Source organism: Vibrio atlanticus, from assembly GCF_024347315.1.
Taxonomy (GTDB): domain Bacteria; phylum Pseudomonadota; class Gammaproteobacteria; order Enterobacterales; family Vibrionaceae; genus Vibrio; species Vibrio atlanticus.
Genome location: NZ_AP025461.1, coordinates 1,379,635 through 1,398,576, shown reverse-complemented (window position 1 = coordinate 1,398,576; position 18,942 = coordinate 1,379,635). Strand labels below are relative to the sequence as shown.

The 18,942-nt window shown below is 44.7% G+C and carries 17 protein-coding genes; 4 read left to right on the top strand and 13 right to left on the bottom strand.

From position 1 onward, the window contains the following. Window positions 1-13: 13 nt before the first annotated feature. Entirely contained in the window at window positions 14-1,696 is a 1,683-nt protein-coding gene (locus tag OCV30_RS21845; protein ID WP_065680101.1) for a VRR-NUC domain-containing protein, read from the bottom strand. Between the two features lie 56 nt (window positions 1,697-1,752). Further along, window positions 1,753-2,991 carry an L-lactate MFS transporter gene (locus tag OCV30_RS21840; RefSeq protein WP_009844864.1) on the bottom strand — a complete coding sequence of 413 codons (1,239 nt, stop codon included), beginning with the start codon at window positions 2,989-2,991 and terminating at the stop codon, window positions 1,753-1,755. A gap of 594 nt (window positions 2,992-3,585) precedes the next feature. Between OCV30_RS21840 and OCV30_RS21835 the strand changes: the two genes are divergently transcribed. After that, a complete protein-coding gene (locus OCV30_RS21835; protein ID WP_012600906.1) occupies window positions 3,586-3,966 on the top strand; it encodes a hypothetical protein in 381 nt (126 codons plus the stop codon). A gap of 161 nt (window positions 3,967-4,127) precedes the next feature. On the opposite strand, the gene OCV30_RS21830 is transcribed toward OCV30_RS21835, so the two are convergent. Then, entirely contained in the window at window positions 4,128-4,472 is a 345-nt protein-coding gene (locus OCV30_RS21830; protein ID WP_004730279.1) for a YajD family HNH nuclease, read from the bottom strand. A 275-nt stretch (window positions 4,473-4,747) separates the two neighbouring features. Between OCV30_RS21830 and yghU the strand changes: the two genes are divergently transcribed. Together yghU and OCV30_RS21820 are read left to right on the top strand one after the other, a co-directional pair. Further along, the gene (gene yghU / locus OCV30_RS21825) at window positions 4,748-5,605 is read left to right on the top strand and encodes a glutathione-dependent disulfide-bond oxidoreductase (protein WP_065680100.1); all 858 of its coding nucleotides are present in this window, start codon (window positions 4,748-4,750) and stop codon (window positions 5,603-5,605) included. Window positions 5,606-5,782: 177 nt separating this feature from the next. Then, on the top strand, window positions 5,783-6,106 hold the full coding sequence (locus tag OCV30_RS21820) for a DOPA 4,5-dioxygenase family protein (RefSeq protein WP_012600903.1): 324 nt from the start codon (window positions 5,783-5,785) through the stop codon (window positions 6,104-6,106). A gap of 110 nt (window positions 6,107-6,216) precedes the next feature. On the opposite strand, the gene OCV30_RS21815 is transcribed toward OCV30_RS21820, so the two are convergent. From OCV30_RS21815 to fruB, 9 genes are all read right to left on the bottom strand, one after another. Continuing rightward, on the bottom strand, window positions 6,217-6,369 hold the full coding sequence (locus tag OCV30_RS21815; protein ID WP_009844874.1) for a hypothetical protein: 153 nt from the start codon (window positions 6,367-6,369) through the stop codon (window positions 6,217-6,219). Between the two features lie 87 nt (window positions 6,370-6,456). Continuing rightward, window positions 6,457-7,749, bottom strand: coding sequence for a sensor histidine kinase (locus OCV30_RS21810; RefSeq protein WP_083994633.1), 1,293 nt, complete (start codon window positions 7,747-7,749; stop codon window positions 6,457-6,459). After that, window positions 7,746-8,420 carry a response regulator transcription factor gene (locus OCV30_RS21805; protein ID WP_065680099.1) on the bottom strand — a complete coding sequence of 225 codons (675 nt, stop codon included), beginning with the start codon at window positions 8,418-8,420 and terminating at the stop codon, window positions 7,746-7,748. The genes OCV30_RS21810 and OCV30_RS21805 overlap by 4 nt, the downstream gene beginning before the upstream one ends. An 8-nt stretch (window positions 8,421-8,428) precedes the next feature. Beyond that, complete coding sequence (locus OCV30_RS21800; protein WP_065680098.1) at window positions 8,429-9,340, bottom strand: sterol desaturase family protein; 912 nt, start codon at window positions 9,338-9,340, stop codon at window positions 8,429-8,431. An 11-nt stretch (window positions 9,341-9,351) separates the two neighbouring features. Next, window positions 9,352-9,954, bottom strand: coding sequence for a hypothetical protein (locus OCV30_RS21795; RefSeq protein WP_065680097.1), 603 nt, complete (start codon window positions 9,952-9,954; stop codon window positions 9,352-9,354). A gap of 152 nt (window positions 9,955-10,106) precedes the next feature. Continuing rightward, window positions 10,107-11,483, bottom strand: a complete 1,377-nt coding sequence (locus tag OCV30_RS21790) for an IS4 family transposase (RefSeq protein WP_102305277.1) — start codon at window positions 11,481-11,483, stop codon at window positions 10,107-10,109. Window positions 11,484-11,676: 193 nt separating this feature from the next. Next, entirely contained in the window at window positions 11,677-13,437 is a 1,761-nt protein-coding gene (gene fruA / locus OCV30_RS21785) for a PTS fructose transporter subunit IIBC (protein WP_065679439.1), read from the bottom strand. A 15-nt stretch (window positions 13,438-13,452) separates the two neighbouring features. Further along, window positions 13,453-14,430, bottom strand: coding sequence for a 1-phosphofructokinase (pfkB, locus tag OCV30_RS21780; RefSeq protein ID WP_065679438.1), 978 nt, complete (start codon window positions 14,428-14,430; stop codon window positions 13,453-13,455). A gap of 9 nt (window positions 14,431-14,439) precedes the next feature. Further along, a complete protein-coding gene (gene fruB / locus OCV30_RS21775) occupies window positions 14,440-15,573 on the bottom strand; it encodes a fused PTS fructose transporter subunit IIA/HPr protein (protein ID WP_065679437.1) in 1,134 nt (377 codons plus the stop codon). 391 nt (window positions 15,574-15,964) lie between these two features. On the opposite strand from fruB, the gene cra reads away from it, so the two are divergent. Continuing rightward, window positions 15,965-16,969, top strand: a complete 1,005-nt coding sequence (gene cra, locus OCV30_RS21770; protein ID WP_032499489.1) for a catabolite repressor/activator — start codon at window positions 15,965-15,967, stop codon at window positions 16,967-16,969. Between the two features lie 56 nt (window positions 16,970-17,025). Here the strand turns inward: cra and OCV30_RS21765 are convergent, their stop codons facing one another. After that, on the bottom strand, window positions 17,026-18,816 hold the full coding sequence (locus OCV30_RS21765) for a bifunctional protein-serine/threonine kinase/phosphatase (protein ID WP_065679436.1): 1,791 nt from the start codon (window positions 18,814-18,816) through the stop codon (window positions 17,026-17,028). Window positions 18,817-18,942: the final 126 nt, after the last annotated feature.

Genomic DNA, 18,942 nt, shown 5'->3' with positions numbered 1-18,942 from the left:
GCTAGGCAACTATCTAATGATTGACGTAGCAAACCGAGAATGGAACAGATAATCGCTCGAACTCTTTGATCCATCGCCACTGGTTATCTTGCAATTTATCGCCGGGTCCTTTGACCTCAATCCAATGAAATTCATCGTCCTTGAAGGCAATCAAATCCGGCATCCCATTTCTAAATAGCTTTAGATCACTCAATATCACTTTGAATAGCTCGACGATTAAGGCGTTCGGAATAGCCTCTATGCTGTGCTCAATGAGTGCTTTAGGGAAATGGTTCCAATGAACGAATGGATTTGCGATACCATATTTCTGGTCGTAGATATCAAGCAATTGGTTTAGTCCTTGCTCGGATATGGTTTGAAACACAGCCTGGATCTGTTCAGCTCGGTTGTCTATGAAGTCTGAATGGTACATATCCAGAGGGCGATGTTGGTAACGATTAATAAATGCACTCTCAACGTCTGCGAAAATCACTTCCCAAAAGGCTAAGCCAAACAATCCACATAAAAAACTGTTCTCTGAAAAGTAGACTTCCCAACCTTGGTTTTCCAAGTGTTGCTTCACCGCAAGTTCAACTCGCGTTTGGCTGAGGTCTAATTCCAGTTTTATTTCTTTGCAGTTCGGTTTTATGGTTCGAGAAACTTTGTGGCCCTTCTTTGTAGATAACATTTGCTTGCGTAATAACCTTTGCTCAAGCTTAGCCGCGACTTCCAGCTCTGATACATCTGATGGATTCGCTTTCATTTTCGTGACAATGTCACACATTAAGTTTAGCTCATCTTGCTTGTCATAGATGCGTGCAAGTCGTTCTCTGCTTGGGGGAAGTACGGATTGTTTGAACCAAAAGACAGCTTGATCGTTTTGGTTGAGCCTTTCTAGATCGCGAGCGATATCATTGATCAAACGCGATCGTTTTCTGGCAATGCTTCTGTGCTCTGATTCTTCAGGAATCGAGTTTAAAAGCTGCTCAAGAAACTTACCGTCTTTGCGGTCCCCTTCTGAATACAAGCGTTGAATATCACGTATCTGGAGCAGTTGATTGAGCTGTTCTCTAGAGGTGAAGAAACGACGCTGTTTGCTTAACGGGTAATTTTCGAAGGTGTTGAGTCCAAGATCGCTAAGAACGAATTGGCTTAGGTCTTGATAAGTATTGGCAAAGAACAGTAGTAGCAAGACATCAATAACTTCAGATTCGACAACGTAAATACAATCGAATGACAAGTTTTGGAACTGGTCAAAAGGTTGGTGTTCGAGCAAAGCCAAGAGTTCGTCTTTCTTCGCTGTCTGATTGTTCATAAGAAATGGGAATGCGCTGAACAGCTCTGGTTTAGTCAGTAGATGCAATCCTAATTCGAGATCACTAATGACAAGGTTATGTTGTTCGGTAGGGTGACTTAACGCAATGAAGTTCGATGTGTTTAGCTCTTGTAGTGCGCTTTTCAGGTCTGGAATTTCAGCATAGTTGAGCTTATCACTTCGAAACCAGCAGCCCTTGCGAGAAAGCAAACGAATCATTAGACACTGGCTTGAAACGGAAAGACGTTTGTATTCAGACAACCAATGGCATTCATCGTCACTCAGCAGATCAGGATAGAGTGTTTGAGCGTGTTCAATCAGTCGATTGAAGTTGTCGAGATAATAAGTAGGGGAGAGCTGAGAAGTGGTTTCTATCGTCAATGGATTAGTCGCTTGATACAAAAAGAGCCTAACCCTAAGGTTAAGCTCTTTCTATTTTTAATCAATCGAGAACTGAATTAAGCGCTTGCTTGCTTAAGTTCAGTTGCTTTCGCTTCTGAGATTGGCTTAGTCACGATAGCTAGAACAATACACACGGCCATCATAGCAGCAGAGATTGTGTAAGCTAGGCCGTAACCTTCGCCATTCGTCATTGAGTAACCAACAACCGCAGCACCGATAGCGCCACCAATACCCCATGCCGTGTAAAGCACGCCGTAGTTAGTACCGTAGTTTTTCAGGCCGTAGAATTCTGCAGTTAGTGTTGGGAATACAGCTAGAAGTGTACCGTAACCAACAGCTGCGATAGCCGTACCAATGATTAGTGTGAATTCAGAGTTGAACGTAGCGAATAGAGCCATGTTCGCGCCTTGAAGGATGAACGCTAGAAGTAGAGTACGTACGCCACCGATTTTATCTGCAAGCATACCTGCAGCAACACGACCGCCTGAGTTGAATACAGCTAGGATAGACGCTAGGTAAACCGCGTTTGGTAGGTTCGCTTGAACGCTAGCAATCGTAGTGATGTTACCGATGATCATAAGACCAACAGAAGCAGCAAATGCGTACATGATCCATAGAGAGTAGAACTGAGGAGTCTTCAGCATTACTTTCCATGTTAGGTCTTCAGTCTTCTTAACCGCTTTAGGTGCTTGGCCTTCTTTTACTTTAGGCTCTGCTGGCGTGTAATCCGCTGGTGGGTTGTTGATCGTTGCCGCTAGAGGTACTGCGATTGCAAGTACACCAACACCAAGAATCATAAAGCTTGTTTGGATACCCATGCTATCGATTAGCGCAGAAGTTAGTGGTGCTAGGTAAATAGCAGCAAGACCGAAGCCTGCAGCGATTAGACCGTTAACCATACCTTTTTTAGAAGAATGGAACCATTTCATTGCTGATGGAGAAAGACATGCGTAACCGAAGCCGATACCAGCACCTGTCATCACGCCAAACGTTAGGTTTAGCATCATAGGAGTCGTAGCGAAACCAGAAGCAATCATACCTAGGCCAGTAAGCGCTGTACCAAGAATAAGGATCTTACGTGGACCCATACGGTCTTGTAGGATGCCTGCAACAAGAAGACAAACAGAGAATGTGATAGTTGCAATAGCGTAAGGTGAAGATGCTTCAGCAGCACTCCAACCAGCTTCAGTCACTAGCGCCTTGTTAAATACACTCCAAGCATACAGGATGCCAAGACAAAGGTTGATACAGAAGCCTGCTAGCAGGATACGTGATGCTTTATCAATCTTGCTCATTTTTATTCTCAGTTTTGTCGTTGGTCAGTGGTGAGCCACTCAACTAAAGACGGGTTATTGTGATTGTTTCTTCAAAATTAGTTTGCGTTTATCAACAGACAACGCAAAAGAGCGCGGATTATAACCAATAAAAATGTGATTGGAATCTCTTTTTCCATTTTTGGTAAATAAACTCAAAATTGTTAATGGGTTGTTTTTTGTTGGTTTGTAAGTTGTGTTCAATACCTTTCTATTTTGTTCTTTTTAGCGTGGCGGGCTTATTTTTTAAGGGATTCTTCGATACACATTTCAGATTGTCCACGTATCCCGTGCGGATATCACAGAGTTACGAATTATTTTAAATATTTTCCAAGGTTAATTTTGTGTAACAAAATAAATCGAAATGACGCTTTATTCATATGAGACAAGGGTTAACGGAGGTTTATTAAAAACAGTATGTTAAATGATTGTTAACTTGGGTTTTTGTTAGCACCTTTGCTTACATTTTGTTCAGCTTGAGGGGTTGTGTTGAACAAAAAAAGTGGGAAAATAGTACGCAAACTGAGATTCCAAATTTGAAAGGATGCGTTTCCAACCTATGGTGAGGCGAGTATTATGAAACTGTTTTTAATTTTATTGATGTCAATTTCTGGTGGTGTAGCGGCAGCTGACCATATTCACTCTTTCCTATTCGGCTTCTATATTGCGGCATTAGCAGTTGGTAGTTGTTACTGGCTGGCATTCCGTAGCACGCGTTTCCCACAGTTGGCATTAATGCTATTGATGTGTGGTTTTTTTGCAAAAATTGCAGTGACCGTTATCGGTGTTTCTTGGGGTATCTCAAACGATATCATTCAATCGCCATTCATTTTCTCATTGTCATACCTTTTCTTCTTGGTCGTAGTGACTTACGTTTGGTTTGCATACCGCGATAAGTTGACGCTTAAAAAGCGCGCTAAGCAGGTAGAAGAGTCTCGTAAACAAGCCGCTGTATAATTCAGAATTCTAAAAAGGAGCCTTCTTCGGAAGGTTCTTTTGATCTGGCCTCTATTAACTCTATTATTTGGTTATGACGGCAGATAAAAGAAACCCCAGTATGGTGACATACTGGGGTTTTTTGTTATTCGAACGACTCGCTTTTACAAAGAAGGAATCGTTTATTTCTTCATCAACTTCGCTAGATCGGCGAAAGGGTTGTGCGTCGCTGATTGGTGGTCGTCTAAACGAGCCTTGGCATCAACGCCATAACGGTCATGATCCGTGTATTTTGAGTGTTCATGATCGTGACAGTAAAGGCACAATAGTTCCCAGTTACTTCCGTCTTCAGGGTTGTTTGTATGGTCGTGATCCACGTGGTGGACGGTCAGCTCTCTTAAGTTCGAGTAAACAAATTCACGCGCGCACTTACCACAAACCCATGGGTACAGTTTTAGTGCTTTTTCACGGTAGCCTTTCTCTTGGCGAGCGTACGCTGCACTCGAGCCAGTGTAATCAGAAGACATTGCCAAATCCTTATCAATTGTAATCTCCCGATTTTATCACAGCTTTCTTTAACCTGTAGGCATGTCGTGACTAAATCATGTTTCGTACTAACCGTTATGTGGCTTAGGTTTGATTGGACACTTATCTTTTACGTGTGCTATCTCATAAAGCAGGTTATTTCTTTCTGGAATAAGCCATGCTTAACAGTTTGAAAAGAAATTGTATTTAGGGGTTTTAACCAAGGGAGCGTGACCTAATATCAGTTAAAGCTACCCTATATTAATAAGGAAATATCATGTCAGAACAATACACACCGCCAAAAGTTTGGGTTAACGATACTGATGGTGGTAACAAGTGGGCAAATATCAATAGTCCTGAATCTGGCGCTCGCTTTGATAAAGAGCTTCCTGTTGGTGACCATGCTTTTCAATTGTATTCTCTTGGTACACCTAACGGTCAAAAAGTCACTATCTTGCTGGAAGAGTTGTTTGCGGCAGGTGTTAAAGAAGCTGAATATGATGCGTATTTGATTAACATTGGTGAAGCTGAACAGTTCTCTTCTGGTTTTGTTGGAGTGAATCCAAACTCCAAAATACCGGCACTCGTTGATAAGTCTGGTGCTGAAGATGTGAATGTTTTCGAATCGGCATCTATCCTGATGCACTTAGCTGAAAAGTTTGGTCACTTCTTGCCAAAAGAAGGGGCAGCGAGAACACAAACCATTAACTGGTTGTTCTGGGCTCAAGGTTCAGCACCATTCCTAGGTGGTGGTTTTGGTCACTTTTACGCTTACGCTGATGAAAAGCAAGAGTACCCAATTAACCGTTTTGCGATGGAAGCTAAGCGTCAGTTAGACGTGTTAGATAAACAACTCGCCAATAGCGATTTTGTGGCGGGAGAAGAGCTAAGCATCGCTGATATCGCAATTTGGCCTTGGTATGGCAACCTTGTACTAGGAAAAATCTACGATGCCGCTGAGTTCCTACAAGTGGAGTCTTACACCAACGTAGTGCGCTGGGCGAAGCAACTAGAAGCGCGCGAAGGTTTCCAACGAGGTCGAGTAGTGAACCGTTCATTTGGCGAAGAGTGGGAGCAAGTCCCCGAGCGCCATTCTGCAGAAGACATTGACGGAGTTTTAAAGCTTAAGCCTTAGTCGCTTCAAAATTAACTCGCTGTACATAACTAGAGTTTGTTTTTGATTACTTCGAATAACAGACTCTAGCTTTTCTCTCTTATCGCCCCTCTCCAATCAAGTTCATCTATTAAGACTTAGCTATTAAAGGCGGTTTAGGTATAAACTTGCGACATCATAATTCTAAAGGATGGTGCCATGTACCACGGTCATATCTATTTCCCTCTGCGCTTTGCAGAGCAGGCAGAAACACTGCGTCAGAAAATTCTATCAGAACGTAAAGATGTGTTAGAGACTTTCCCATTAATACAGCGTTTGGTTGGCCCACATAAGATGCCAATGTTTGAGATTCACTTTGCTAACAAAGAGTCAGGCATTGTTGAGTGGTTGGAGCAAGAACGCGGCGATATGTCAGTGTTGATTCACCCAGTAACGGGCGGTGAAGAAACTTTGGATCACACAGTACGCGCGACATGGCTTGGTCGTGAGCTAGGTGTGTTTGAAGAAACGCTGACCAGCTAATTTAATTCGCGCCCGACAGTACGTACCTAATCAACGTACTTAGTAAATGTTGCTGCTGTCGGGTGTGCCAATACTCACTTATGTTTTGAACTATGCTCTACCTTAAATAACTAGCTTCTCCAGCTATTCCCCAATAACAGTGATACCGCTACCGACACACCTAATGCGATCAATATATTAGGTAAGTACAGCCCCCAAATCGCGACACAAACCGCCACCGTTACCACAGCCCACAACAGTGTTTCTAATATCCAAGTGCCCATAAAATAACTCCTAACTAGATTGTGCGACTAGCATAACCAAGTGAGGGTAAACTTTTGGTCACCATCCAATAACCATTTAGAAAATCGCTATAGCATGACTTTGACGATGAACTCATTGTTGTGAACTTGATGAGTAAACTGCCAACCTTGGTTCTGACAAACGCGATCAATTAGCTCTAGGCCGATACCAAAAGAGGTCTGTTGTTCAGAGTCGTTTGCTAGGTTTTCATCTTCCAAACGATTGGTTACCTCAAACTGATGTTCTGTCAGTGTGATTCTGATATCTCCGCTACCACCGTGTTGGAATGCATTTCGGACCAAGTTGGTGAGCACAACTTCTGTTAACTCACGGGGAAGGGAGTGTTCGCCTTGGTCGACCTTGGTGTGGATCTCTACTTCTTTGTTTTTGAGAAGGTAACGTTGGCTTTCGATGATGTTGTTGAGCAGGGGAGTCAGCTTGATTTGCTCATAGTTGGTTTCCATTTCGCTATTACGACTCATCCACAACAGAGTCGTTACCAAGGCTTTCATGTTGGTGGCCGAACGTTGGATTCGCGCTACCGCTCGTTGGCCACTGTTAGGGATAGTTTCAGATAACCGAACCAGCATATCGCCACTGGCTGAAATAGTGGCAATCGGTGTTCTTAACTCGTGGCTAGCTGCTCTTAAGAAAAAGCTCTCACGCTCATTGGCCTGTCGTTCGCCTTGAACGCTTTTAACCAGTTGCGAAGCCAACTTATGGATCTCTTTATACCGAAACTGAGTCAGCCCTTCAGTGTCGTCCACATCCAGAGATTCAGACCATTTTGATAGCGTAATAATCGGTTTGGTGACTCGGTGTATCAAAAGGCGAATGATCAAAAACACCAAGAGTAAAAGGGCGCCAATGGCAATGAAGGCATTGTTAATTTGGTTCACGGAATCGGGTGGGTTGAGCTCGAACAGATTCAAGTAGATGGCTTCATCGTACTCAGAAATGATGTACAAGGCTTCGTCTTTACCAGAAACTTGATGTTTGGCGGCATAGAGGTATTGCCCTGATTTATTGTTAGGTGAAGGCTGGTAATGATCATAAATAGCGTCGTTATCAAACGCTTTCCAATCAAAGGCTTGTTGAAATTTAGCGGGCAGCTCCGAATAGGTTAGAAAGGCTTGGAATGTCGGGTTTTGATAGTCTGGTAATTGCCCTGTTTCGATGTAACGTTGTTCTGCGACTTCCAATTCATACAAGAATCCATATTTTGCCGATTCATTAAGACCAATGTGGTAGCTCTGTGAAACCATCAAACTGTAGATGGCAGTCAGTAACACCACTATTCCAAATAAATAGAGATAGATGTCGCGCTTAATACTGACTCGATTCATGTTCGCGTGTTTCATGATGGCTCCTCATGCAAGACAACACCAATACCATGAACTGTGTGAATCAGTTTTGAGTCAAAGGGCGCATCAACCACTTGTCGAAGCTTAAACAGGTGCGCTTTCACGCTGTCAGAGCTTGGCATTTCGTCTTCCCATGCTTCTTCAAGCTTGGCTTTGCTCACCACGTTAGGGCTGTTTCGCACTAACATCACAAGCATTCGCCAACAGACTGGGGACAGCCTCAATAGCTTGCCGTCTCTAAGGGCTTGGTGCTTGTCTAAGTCCAGTTTGAGATCTGCCACAGACAGTGACGTCACCGATCCTTGAGAGCGACGTATCAGCGCCATAAGCCGTACTTTCAGCTCTTCCATCGCAAAAGGTTTCACTAGATAGTCATCCGAACCCACTTCGAACCCAGCGATTTTGTCTTGTAATGTGTCCCTTGCCGTTAACATAAGGATAGGTGTCGTGACACCTTGGTGGCGAAGAGATTGACAGACATCGAGCCCGTCTATTTTGGGCATGTTGATGTCCGTCAAAATGATGTCATAACGCCCCTCTAACGCAAGATTGAGTCCTGCGCTGCCATTGTAAGCAAAGTCGAATTCGAAACCGTCGAGTTCCATATAGTCTGCAATGGCTTCTGCTAAGTCGCTGTCGTCTTCAATCAGCAGGGCGTTAATGCTCATAAGTGTCCTTACTTTGTTTCTCGTTCTCTTTTCCAAGCCCAAATAGGCGGCTGAATAAGAAGCTGTAGTCGATAATTCCAATTTGGCGCATGCCATAACTGTTGGCATAGTTTAACGTAGCCGTGGAAATATACCTTAAATGGGTTCACAGAGTTGATTCTCGGGAACACACCGTATCTGACTTCTTCCTCTTCTTTAGCGAAGGTGCCGAACATACGATCCCAAATGATAAAGATGCCAGCATAGTTCTTATCAAGATACTGCTTGTTGGTCGCGTGATGCACTCTGTGGTGTGAAGGCGTATTAAACACCGCTTCAACAGGGCGGGGCAGGCGCTTAACGGTTTCGGTGTGCAATAGCGTTTGATAAAGCTGCACAAAGGTTTCACACATCAGCACCACAAACGGATTGAATCCGAGCAGGATTAACGGCAAATAAAAGAAGAACGGGAAGAACCAATCCAAAGGCCCGAATCGGTAAGCGACAGAGATATTAAAGTAAGGCGAGCTATGGTGAACAGAGTGCGTTCCCCAAGCTAAACCGTTGCTGTGCAAGAATCTGTGTTCCCAGTAGTACGCGAGATCGGCCAAGATCAAGCAACCCAGAATTGTCCAACCAGATATCGGTAGCTGAGTTAGGCTGAAATTCTCGTAGGCGTAAACAAACGTGCCCACATAGGCTAACCCGACAAAGAAAAGGGTCACCAACAAGAAGAACAAGGTGACTAAGTTAGTCGCGCTGTCTCCCAACATATTCCAGCTGAGCTTTTTCTTAAAGGCATAGCGGATAAGCTCAAAGATAAACAGAGCCAGAGCAAGCAGCAGAAAATTATCATCTACCCAAGTTTCGGTTAGGATGATGCTCGTTTCTGTGAATGTTTGAGAGAGAAAATTCCCAATGCTATCCATAGTGAAATTCATAACTAAATCCTTTACTGGTTGTTCTTATAATAGACGTATAACTCACTAGAATCTGGCAAACCATGCTGGTTCAGCTGGTGATGTTCTATAACCATATCCACTTCTTTTAATATCGCGATACCTTCCCAAGCTTGTGCTAATTCCTGTTCGGTATGTTCGCCTTTACCTAGCAGAAGGGTGCCTTTGGCTTTACTTAGAATTTTAATTAAGGATTTGTTTTTATTTGATTTTGATTGCTGAGTAGGGAAGCCTATCGTGATCGTCGCTTCGCTAAAATCTAAGTTGATGTCTTGATAGATCACGATGACTTGTTGTTGTGCACTCTCTTTGTCATTGACTTCGAGGTTCTGATAGAAGTCCACCCATAACTCTTGAACATCCTCGAATGGAATCGTCTTGCTCAAGCCTTGCAGATACGTTGAGTGTGCAGTCGTCTGTTGTTTGACCTCTACGGACTTGTTTTTTGGCTGTTTGTCGATTGATGACTTGTTCGTTGATAACTCAGCGATTGGCTGCTCCGTCGATGCATCCGCAATCGCAGGCTGAATATGTAATAGCCCCCAGACAGCACCAGTAATACCGATGGTCGTGAGTAATGAAGCGAATAATTTCATGCTCTTTCCTTGTTGTTCAATTTTCTTATCAAGGACAGTAAAGGAGGCGAGGTAAACAAAAGGTAACCGTGGGGATTGTTTTGGTCAGAGGGTATAGGTGATTCATTAAAAAAGGCTCCTCAATTGAGGCTGTCTCTTGATCACAAGTCTGGTTAATCAAGAGACTTAGCGAGTTCATACCCTTCAAGGATGGTTTGTAACCTAAACCATCCTTGCCATAACGTCTTTATAGAAGCACGACCTGTTCGCTTGGTATTCTTCCAACCACCTAACCGAGCAATACCGTTGTAAGCCCATGATATATTAGGCGCTTCTTTCGGTAGTTTTTTGCTCTCCAACTTGAGCCACATTAACTTCCACGCTTTGCCTTTTAATACCTGCTCACAACTGGTCTTAGATAACTCGTCTGATTCATTCATAAACCTCAATTGGAGTAACCGAGTCGCGATAAAAGCCAAAACGACGCTGAGCCTTTCTAAGTTATCCTTACTTTGCATTCTCAGTTGCTCAACTTCAGTCCCTTCACTTTTCCAGACTTTATGAAAATCTTCTATTAGCCAGCGCCGCTCATAATAACTGACGATTTTGAGTGCCTCTTCCTTGCTCGTTATCGGCTCTGAAGTCAGTAAGTGCCATGCGAGCTTATTACCACTCTCTCCTTGTTCTATACATCCCACGTAGTAAAGCGGAATGTTATCGAACTCTTTCTTGTTAGCAGGAGACTTGAGTGTCACGGGGGCATATTTGATATCTAAATGAGCCTTGCGAGCTTTACGACCGCCTTTTTGCGGTATTTCGAGCACTTTCTCTCCGGCTGATAACAGGGTAGAGGCATAGCTATAAAGACGATTATCATGCTCTTCAATACAGCGGCTTTGCATTGAGCGAACGAGGAACCTTTGTTGTTGCTCTCGCTTGTAAGTGAGGTATTCAAATAGGTCGGCTTCTCTATCGCACACAGAAATGACATCCGAAATTTTATCGCCAAGTCGCTCAGCGACATGGCGAGAGGCTTGTTCCCACTTATAACTTTCTTTCTCTTTGTATGGTCGAGTCGCATGCTGGTGCCTTTGACCTCGCTTTTCTATATCACGAGTCCAGCGCTGTTGTTCAATTAAACCAATAACAGATTGAGTGTCGGGAGCAAAAAGTAAGGTTGAGTGTACGAACATGGCGCGATGTCGATTGCCTTGATTGGAGTGCCCGAGTTCATCTCGAATGCTGCGATGGGAGTAACTGAGAGAAGTGGTGTCTTCTAAGGCAAGAAGTGTCTGTTGCTCTAATGCTTCTTGTGCAGTGACATAAAAACCCGCCTCTGCGATATCTTCTGCTTTGATTTGCTCATTACGGATGAAGCGATAAGCCCCTTCCATTTCAGCAGGGGAGATAATGAGTTTCGAGACGGGTACGCCAGGTTGCTCGGCCAGTGAGGCTGCGAGAGCAACGAGTCTTTGAGTGCGTCTAGGGTCATTAAGGTGGGCTTGACCGAACTGTTTTTGTGCCCAAAGGGTTGGCTCTATATAGGTCATGATAATCATCCTTGTCATTGCTTAGATGATCAGATCATGAAACCTAAAAATAGTTCAAAAAAAATCCCCAAGCGTGGCTTAGGGATTTGTGTATAAGAGACAGCCTCAATTGAGGAGCCTTTTGCTTTACAAAGGGACTGTTTTATCAAGAGCCTCTGTTCGTCAGCTTTAACCGCTAAACAGAGTAGGGGGATTAAGCCTCGGCAGTCACTTTAGAATCGCTCATCTTTTTAAGAGCTGCGTAACCAAAACCTGTTACCGCTGTACCTGCTGCAATCGCCACTAGATACATAAGAACTGGAGAGATAGCACCAGGAATCAGTAGTACGAATAGACCGCCGTGTGGAGCCATTAGCTGAGCACCAAACATCATTGATAGTGCGCCAGTTAGTGCACCACCTGCCATACAAGCTGGGATCACACGCATTGGATCTTTCGCTGCGAATGGAATTGCACCTTCAGAGATGAAACATAGGCCAAGAACGAATGATGCTTTGCCTGCTTCGCGCTCGCCTGCTTCAAACTTGTCTTTCACTAGGAAAGTTGCAAGGCCCATACCTAGAGCCGGAACCATACCAGCAGCCATGATTGCTGCCATTGGCGCGTAAGTTTGCGAAGCCAATAGACCAACACCGAACGTGTAAGCCGCTTTGTTTACTGGACCACCAAGATCGAAACACATCATTGCGCCTAGAATCACACCCAGAAGAATCGCATTAGACGTTCCCATGTTGTTTAGGAAGTCTGTCATTGCGCTCATCACGCCTGAAACTGGACCACCAACGATGTAAATCATGACCAAACCAGTGAACAAACTCGCGATAAACGGAATGATCAGAATTGGTTTGAGGGCTTCCATGGATTGTGGAAGTTGAACCTTGTCGGCAATGAATTTTGCTGCGTAACCCGCAATGAAACCCGCTGCGATACCACCTAGGAAACCTGCGCCTGTTGAGCTAGCCAACATACCGCCGATTAGACCTGGAGCCAGACCCGGACGGTCAGCAATAGAGAATGCAATGAAACCAGCAAGAACAGGAATCATCAGTGCGAATGCAGAACCACCACCGATAGTCATCAATGCTGCTGCTAATGTGCCTTCTTCTTTAAACGCTTCGATACCGAATACAAAAGACAGAGCGATGATTAAACCACCGGCAACAACCACAGGAAGCATGTGAGATACACCTGTCATTAGGTGCTTGTACACACCTTTCTTCTCATCAGCAGGCGCTGAATTTGAAGACGCTGTGTGCTGGTATGGCTTAGCTTCAGCGAATGCTTTTTCCATCTCTTGCTTTGTTTTCTTCAAAGCAGGACCTGTTGTCGTTTTGTACAGCGCTTTGCCGTTAAAACGATCAAGAGGAACGTCGATGTCGGCAGCGATGATAACAAGATCAGCGTCTGCGATTTCTTGGTCTGTCAGTTGGTTTTTCGCACCTACAGAGCCGCGAGTTTCCACTTTGATCTGGTGACCTAGGCGTTTGCCTTCTGCTTCCAGCGCTTCAGCAGCCATAAAGGTGTGTGCAACACCAGTCGGGCAAGCGGTAATCGCTACGATCTTTTTGCTGCCTGTACTTGCTGTTGTAGAAGGGTTTGCTGAAGTACCGGCCACTTCAACAGTGCTTTCAACTTGAGAAGCATCTAGTACCGTTGCTTGGGCTACCGCTTTCTCTAGAAATGCTTTTGCATCTGCTGTGCATTCAGAGATAGCTGCTTGGTACACTTTTTTGCCAACAAAGCGCGCTTTATCAATGTTTGTGTTGGCAGCAATAACCACAACATCGCTGCTGTCGATCGTGTCTTGTGATACTGGAGAGCTAGGTAATACGCTAGATTGACATTCAATAGCGGCGTTCCAACCCAGTGTTTTTGAAGCTTGCTCTAACAAGCCTGCTGCGATGATGCTGTTTGCTACGCCACTTGGGCAAGCTGTGATGATGGTAATATTCATAATAATCCCTTTGTCCTATTTACTTGTGTCTAACTGACTAGTTGGAGCACTAAGCGCCTGTAATTGGATATTTTGTCGTACTGAATCCAGCTCTTGTTGGCTGGTTACACCCACGCCTACCTGTGAAACTGCTAGAGCAGATAGGGCGGTTGCGAATTTAATAAGTTCTGGTTTTGGCATCTGTTGCATTTGACCCCAACATAGACCAGCAACCAATGTGTCACCTGCACCTACCGTGCTTACTACTTGCATGCGCGGAGGTTGAGCGTGTAACCACTCACCTTGGTTAAGCCACATCACACCTTCAGCACCAAGTGACACAACGATGTTATCGATGCCTTTTTCACTTAGGGCTTGGCCTGCGTGTTGGCATTGGTCGCGTGTAGTTAGTTCGGCGTTGAATAACTGAGATAGCTCTTCATCGTTTGGCTTGATCAGCCATGGTTGTGCATCGAGCCCCGCTTTAAGTGCATCACGGCTGCTGTCGAATAACACTTTCTTGCCCATATCGTGAAGTTTCTGAATCCACGATGCGCATAACATAGGTGAAACGCCTTGAGGTAAGCTGCCTGCAATCACGAAATATTCGTGGTCTTCAGCTAACCCGAATAGAGTGCGCTCAAACTGCTCGATGGCAATCGGTGTTACCGCTACGCCAGGGAAGTTGATGTCGCTAACTTGACCACTTTCTTCTACTAACTTCACGTTGATGCGAGTTGCGCCGTCGACACGAATAAAGCGGTCAGTTGCGCCCATCTGTTCGAACAGTTGGCAGAACGGTTCTTCGTTATTGCGACCAAGGAAACCTGTTACGGTGACTTTAGCGCCAAGCTCTGAAAGTACTTTTGCTACGTTTACGCCTTTACCCGCTGCATGCAGTGAGCTTTTGTTCACCAAGCTAACCGAACCTACGTTTAGCACATCGATGCTACCTGTCAGATCCAGAGCAGGGTTTAGGGTTACGGTAACGGCTTTGATTTGTTTATCAGACATATCGATTCCTTAACCTTCGCCAAGGCCAGAAGCGATAGCTTTGCCAATAGACTCAAGTGCTTGAGCTGCATCTTCACCTTCAGCAACAAACTGAAGCTGATGGCCGTGTTTAACGCCAAGCGCGATTACTTTCATCAAGCTCTTCGCGTTCACTTCTTTTCCATCGCCATCTAGGTTTGATACGCGGATAGTTGATTCGAACTTCTTCGCTTCAGCGACTAGCATTGCGCCCGGACGAGCGTGTAGGCCGTGTGCATTTTTGATTTTGAATACCGCGCAGTTGTCATCGTCTTGAGAAGCTGTAGAAACCGCTTCACCTTTTAGAAGGCCAATCACTTGTGCTGCGTCAGCGGTTAACAGTTGTTGCTGTTTACCTTCGAAAACCATCTTGCTTAGGTTTGCCAGAATAGATTGGTGTGCGCTGTTACAAGCGGCGAATGCTACCAATGCTTTCACTGGTGTGCCTTCGTATTCACAATGGTTCGCTGTTGAAACGAAAGATACGCCAGTACGTGTTACGCCTTTATCGCTGCCCAACAACCACAGGCCTTGGCCTAGGTGAGTCGGTGTTTTTGTTACTAGGTCAGCAACGAATGCGTTGTCTGTACAACCTGTGTTCTTAAGTAGGCCGCCTGCCACTGCCGACATTTGAACCATGTCGCTTGCAGGGAACAGTAGCTGAACTAAAGAAGCGTCTAGGTCTGCTTCTAGCTGAACTTCGCCGTTAAGTAGGGCGATGATTTCGTCTTCTGATTTCGCTTGCTTTAATTTCTCTTCAACGCCGTCAGCCGCTAGCACTTTCGTTAGTTGCTTAAGAATGCCTAAGTGCTCATCAGATTTAGCTGCAATACCAATCGCAACGTAAACACGGTTTCCGTCTGCCCAATCAATACCTTCAGGGAAGTGGTGTACCGCAACGCCTGTCTCTTTCACTAGGCCACGAGTGTCAGTCGTTCCATGAGGAATCGCGATACCGTTGCCAAGGAACGTAGAGTTCTGGTTTTCACGGTTCAGCATTCCTTCAACGTAGCCAGAGTCAACTAAGCCTTTGGCTGTTAGGTCGCCTGCAATATTTTGGATTGCTTGGAACTTATCATTGGCCGTTTGGCCTAGAGTGATGTCAGATTTTGATAATTTAAGCATGGTGCCTCTTTAGCGTATCGCTTGAGAATTTGTGTGTCGCTACGATTCCAACTAGAGCAAGAATTAGTGAACTTTACTCTTTGCTTTACTTTAGCTGAATCGGTTCAGCATTCAGTGTAAAAAAATTCAGCAAAGCCAATTTCGATTTTCAAAATAGTTTTGCTGCGTGTCGTTAATTCGGTCTGATTCGTGGATAACGAAAAGCTAAATAACGAAAGCTTATTAACAACAAATGACGCTCAATTCATTCAAAAGGATGATTGAAGTCACTTTTCAGATTTTGCTGAATCCTTTCAGCTTTTATACTGAATCGATTCAGCATATAATTCAACTAATCCAGGGATCAGATCATTCGTTATATGATCCTACGCACAAAATACAGGTCACTCATATGACACTTGATGAAATCGCTAAGTTGGCTGGAGTATCGAAAACCACAGCCAGTTATGTCATCAACGGCAAGGCGCAGAAATACAGAATCAGTGAAAAGACTCAACAGAAAGTCATGGCGGTTGTAGAAGAGTATAATTACCGTCCAGACCACGCCGCTTCGTCGTTGCGAGCTGGTAATAGCCGTTCATTTGGTTTGATTATTCCGGATCTGGAAAACAGCAGTTACGCGCGTTTGGCAAAATTGATAGAGCAGAATTCACGCAAAGTGGGCTACCAGATATTGATTGGTTGTTCTGATGATGATGCTGAAACAGAACGAAAAGTGGCTGAAGCTTTGGTAAGTCGTCGTATTGATGCCTTGCTGGTTGCGAGCTCAATGCCAGACGCCAACGAGTTCTACTTAAAGTTGCAAAACTCAGGAACGCCTGTGATCGCAATTGACCGTCCGTTAGATGATGAGCACTTTGCTTGCGTACTCAGTGAAGATTTCGAAGCCGCGTTTGAATTGACGCACTCGATTCTCGATGACAACATTCATAGTGTTGGTTTGATAGGTGCACTTCCTGATCTAAATATCTCACGTGAACGTCACCTAGGTTTTGAAGCTGCGAATAAAGCACATACTCAACAAACAGGGCTAGCAGAAAACAAGCCGATGGTTGTGGGTTATGGTGAGCACTTTGATAGGGAATCTGGACGAGAGGTTTTTGAAGAGTGGATAGCTAAAGGCACAGTTCCTGATGCGATTGTGACTATGTCTTACACTTTGTTAGAGGGCGTGTTGGATGTGATGGTTGAAAAGCCAGAGCTGATCAATCAAGTAAAACTGGCAACCTTTGGTGATAACCGACTGCTCGACTTCTTGCCTTTTAAAGTCCATTCACTGCCGCAGCAGTTTGAAGTAATTGCCGACAGCGCTTTTGCTTTGGCGTTAAATGCATCCGCTAAGCGTTACCAAGCGGGTATTGAACTCGTGCCGAGAAGCTTAGTGAAACGAGGCTAATTCCAGTTAGTTTACACAAGCTAGGTTAGACTTGGACACTTAGCTCGAACTTGGAGTTAACTCGAACCAAGCAATAAGCCCAACTCTACAATGGCAACAATGCCGAGCAACAAAGCCAACACCTTCCAAAACTGGATTGGATTTCGGTTTATCAAAGGTTGCTTGGCTTTGCTTTTCACCAAACTTTGGTTTGGCGTGTAAAGGTCTGCCACAAAATCCCCCAACACTTGATGACGTTCGCTCGGCGATTCCGCGCAGGCTTTTTGTAACACCAAATCCACCCAGCTTGGTAAGTCAGTTCGTTTTTGAGTGATGGGTTGGTATTCCCACTGATGATGACGAGATTGCTTAAGTGATTGTGCGGTCATTTCAGAGTAGGGCAATTCACCGGTTAACATCTCATAGCCGATCACAGCGATAGAGAACAGATCAGAGCTTGTGGTCGCGGTATTGTGCTTGATGGTCTCTGGTGCAATGTAATTGACCGCCCCTAATGGAGTGTCGTCTTTGTCTGCGAGCTCTCCTTCTTCAAGTCCTCTCACTAATACAGCGCCGAGGTCGATGATTTTTATCTCACCATCACGTTGAAGCATGATGTTCTCGGGCTTTAAATCTCGGTGCACCATGTCTGCGCGTTGTAATACTCGAATACCTTGCGTGATCTTTTCTAGTATGTCGCGTACTTCATTGAGTGACGGTTTTGGATTGTCGTACATCCATTGTCTTAGCGTGATGCCTTCAACCCATTCGCAGATTTGATATAAGAATTGCGAGTTCTCTGGCGTTGGGTAGACCTTCATTACTTTCTTATTGTTCAGTAAGATCCCCGCCCATTGTTCATTAAAGAAGGCTCTCAGTTGCGACGGGCTATCGTGGTATTGAACGGAAGGGACTTTTAGCACGAACTCGGTTTGTGTCTCTTTCTGCATCACACGATACACATGGCTTCTAGAGCCTGCATACAACACCTCAAGTACCATAAAGTTGTCGATACTTTGCCCGAGCTTTAAAGCGGGTGGGATAGCACGTTTAGCCAGTTTTTCATGGAACTCGATGAGCGAAGGTGTAGGTAGGTGACTGACCTGCACAATCAAGCAGCTCACGTTGTCTGAACTGTTGTGGCTTAAAGCGGTGTTACAGATCGTTTGTGCGGCGTATTCGAAATCCACTTCAGGTCTATCGATGTGTTCTTTGAAAGTATTGGGAGCAACAAATTCATGCACGCCGTCAGAGGTCAGGATAAAGCAGTCGTCTTTCTTGATAGGCAGGGTTTGATAGTCAACGTTGAGTTGATTATCCATGCCTAAGGCGCGTGTTAGGTAATGCTTCTGCCCCATGTTCTTACGAGTGTGGTCACGGGTCAGTTGGCGTAATTCTCCATCTCTTAATAAGTAAACTCGACTGTCACCGACATGGAATATATGCGCTGTGTTGGATTTCAATATCACACTGCTGAATGTAGAAACTAGGGCGTTGTGGTTCACTTGTTGAGCGGGGTGAATGTTAGAAACAGACGTGTTGAACAGCCAAGAATTGAGCGAGGTTAAGACCTTTTGCGCTGAACGCTGAATGCTCCAGCTTTGGGGAGTTGCGTAATAGTCGTCTATAAACTGCATCACGCTGGTGTGACTGGCTTTCTGGCCGTGTTCACTGCAACTCGCGCCGTCGGCTATACAGGCAACACTGCCTTTTAGCTCTTGCTCTGCACGAGTCTTAGGGTGTTTTACGATGATGGCATCTTGGTTTTCATCACGTATGCCTTTATTCGAATAGCCACCAAACTTCAAAGTCAGTTGGTTATTGGATTCTGGCGTGACGACTTGCCCTTGGCTGAATGAAATTGTCATAACTGATCTTCTTCTTAACTGTTCTTCTTCCCGCTTCCTTGGCAGAACATCCTAGGAAGAACAAAAGCTCTAGTGAACGTAGAGCCTTTGAACGAAGCACCTAGCGTTGATATATCCGCTAAGGTG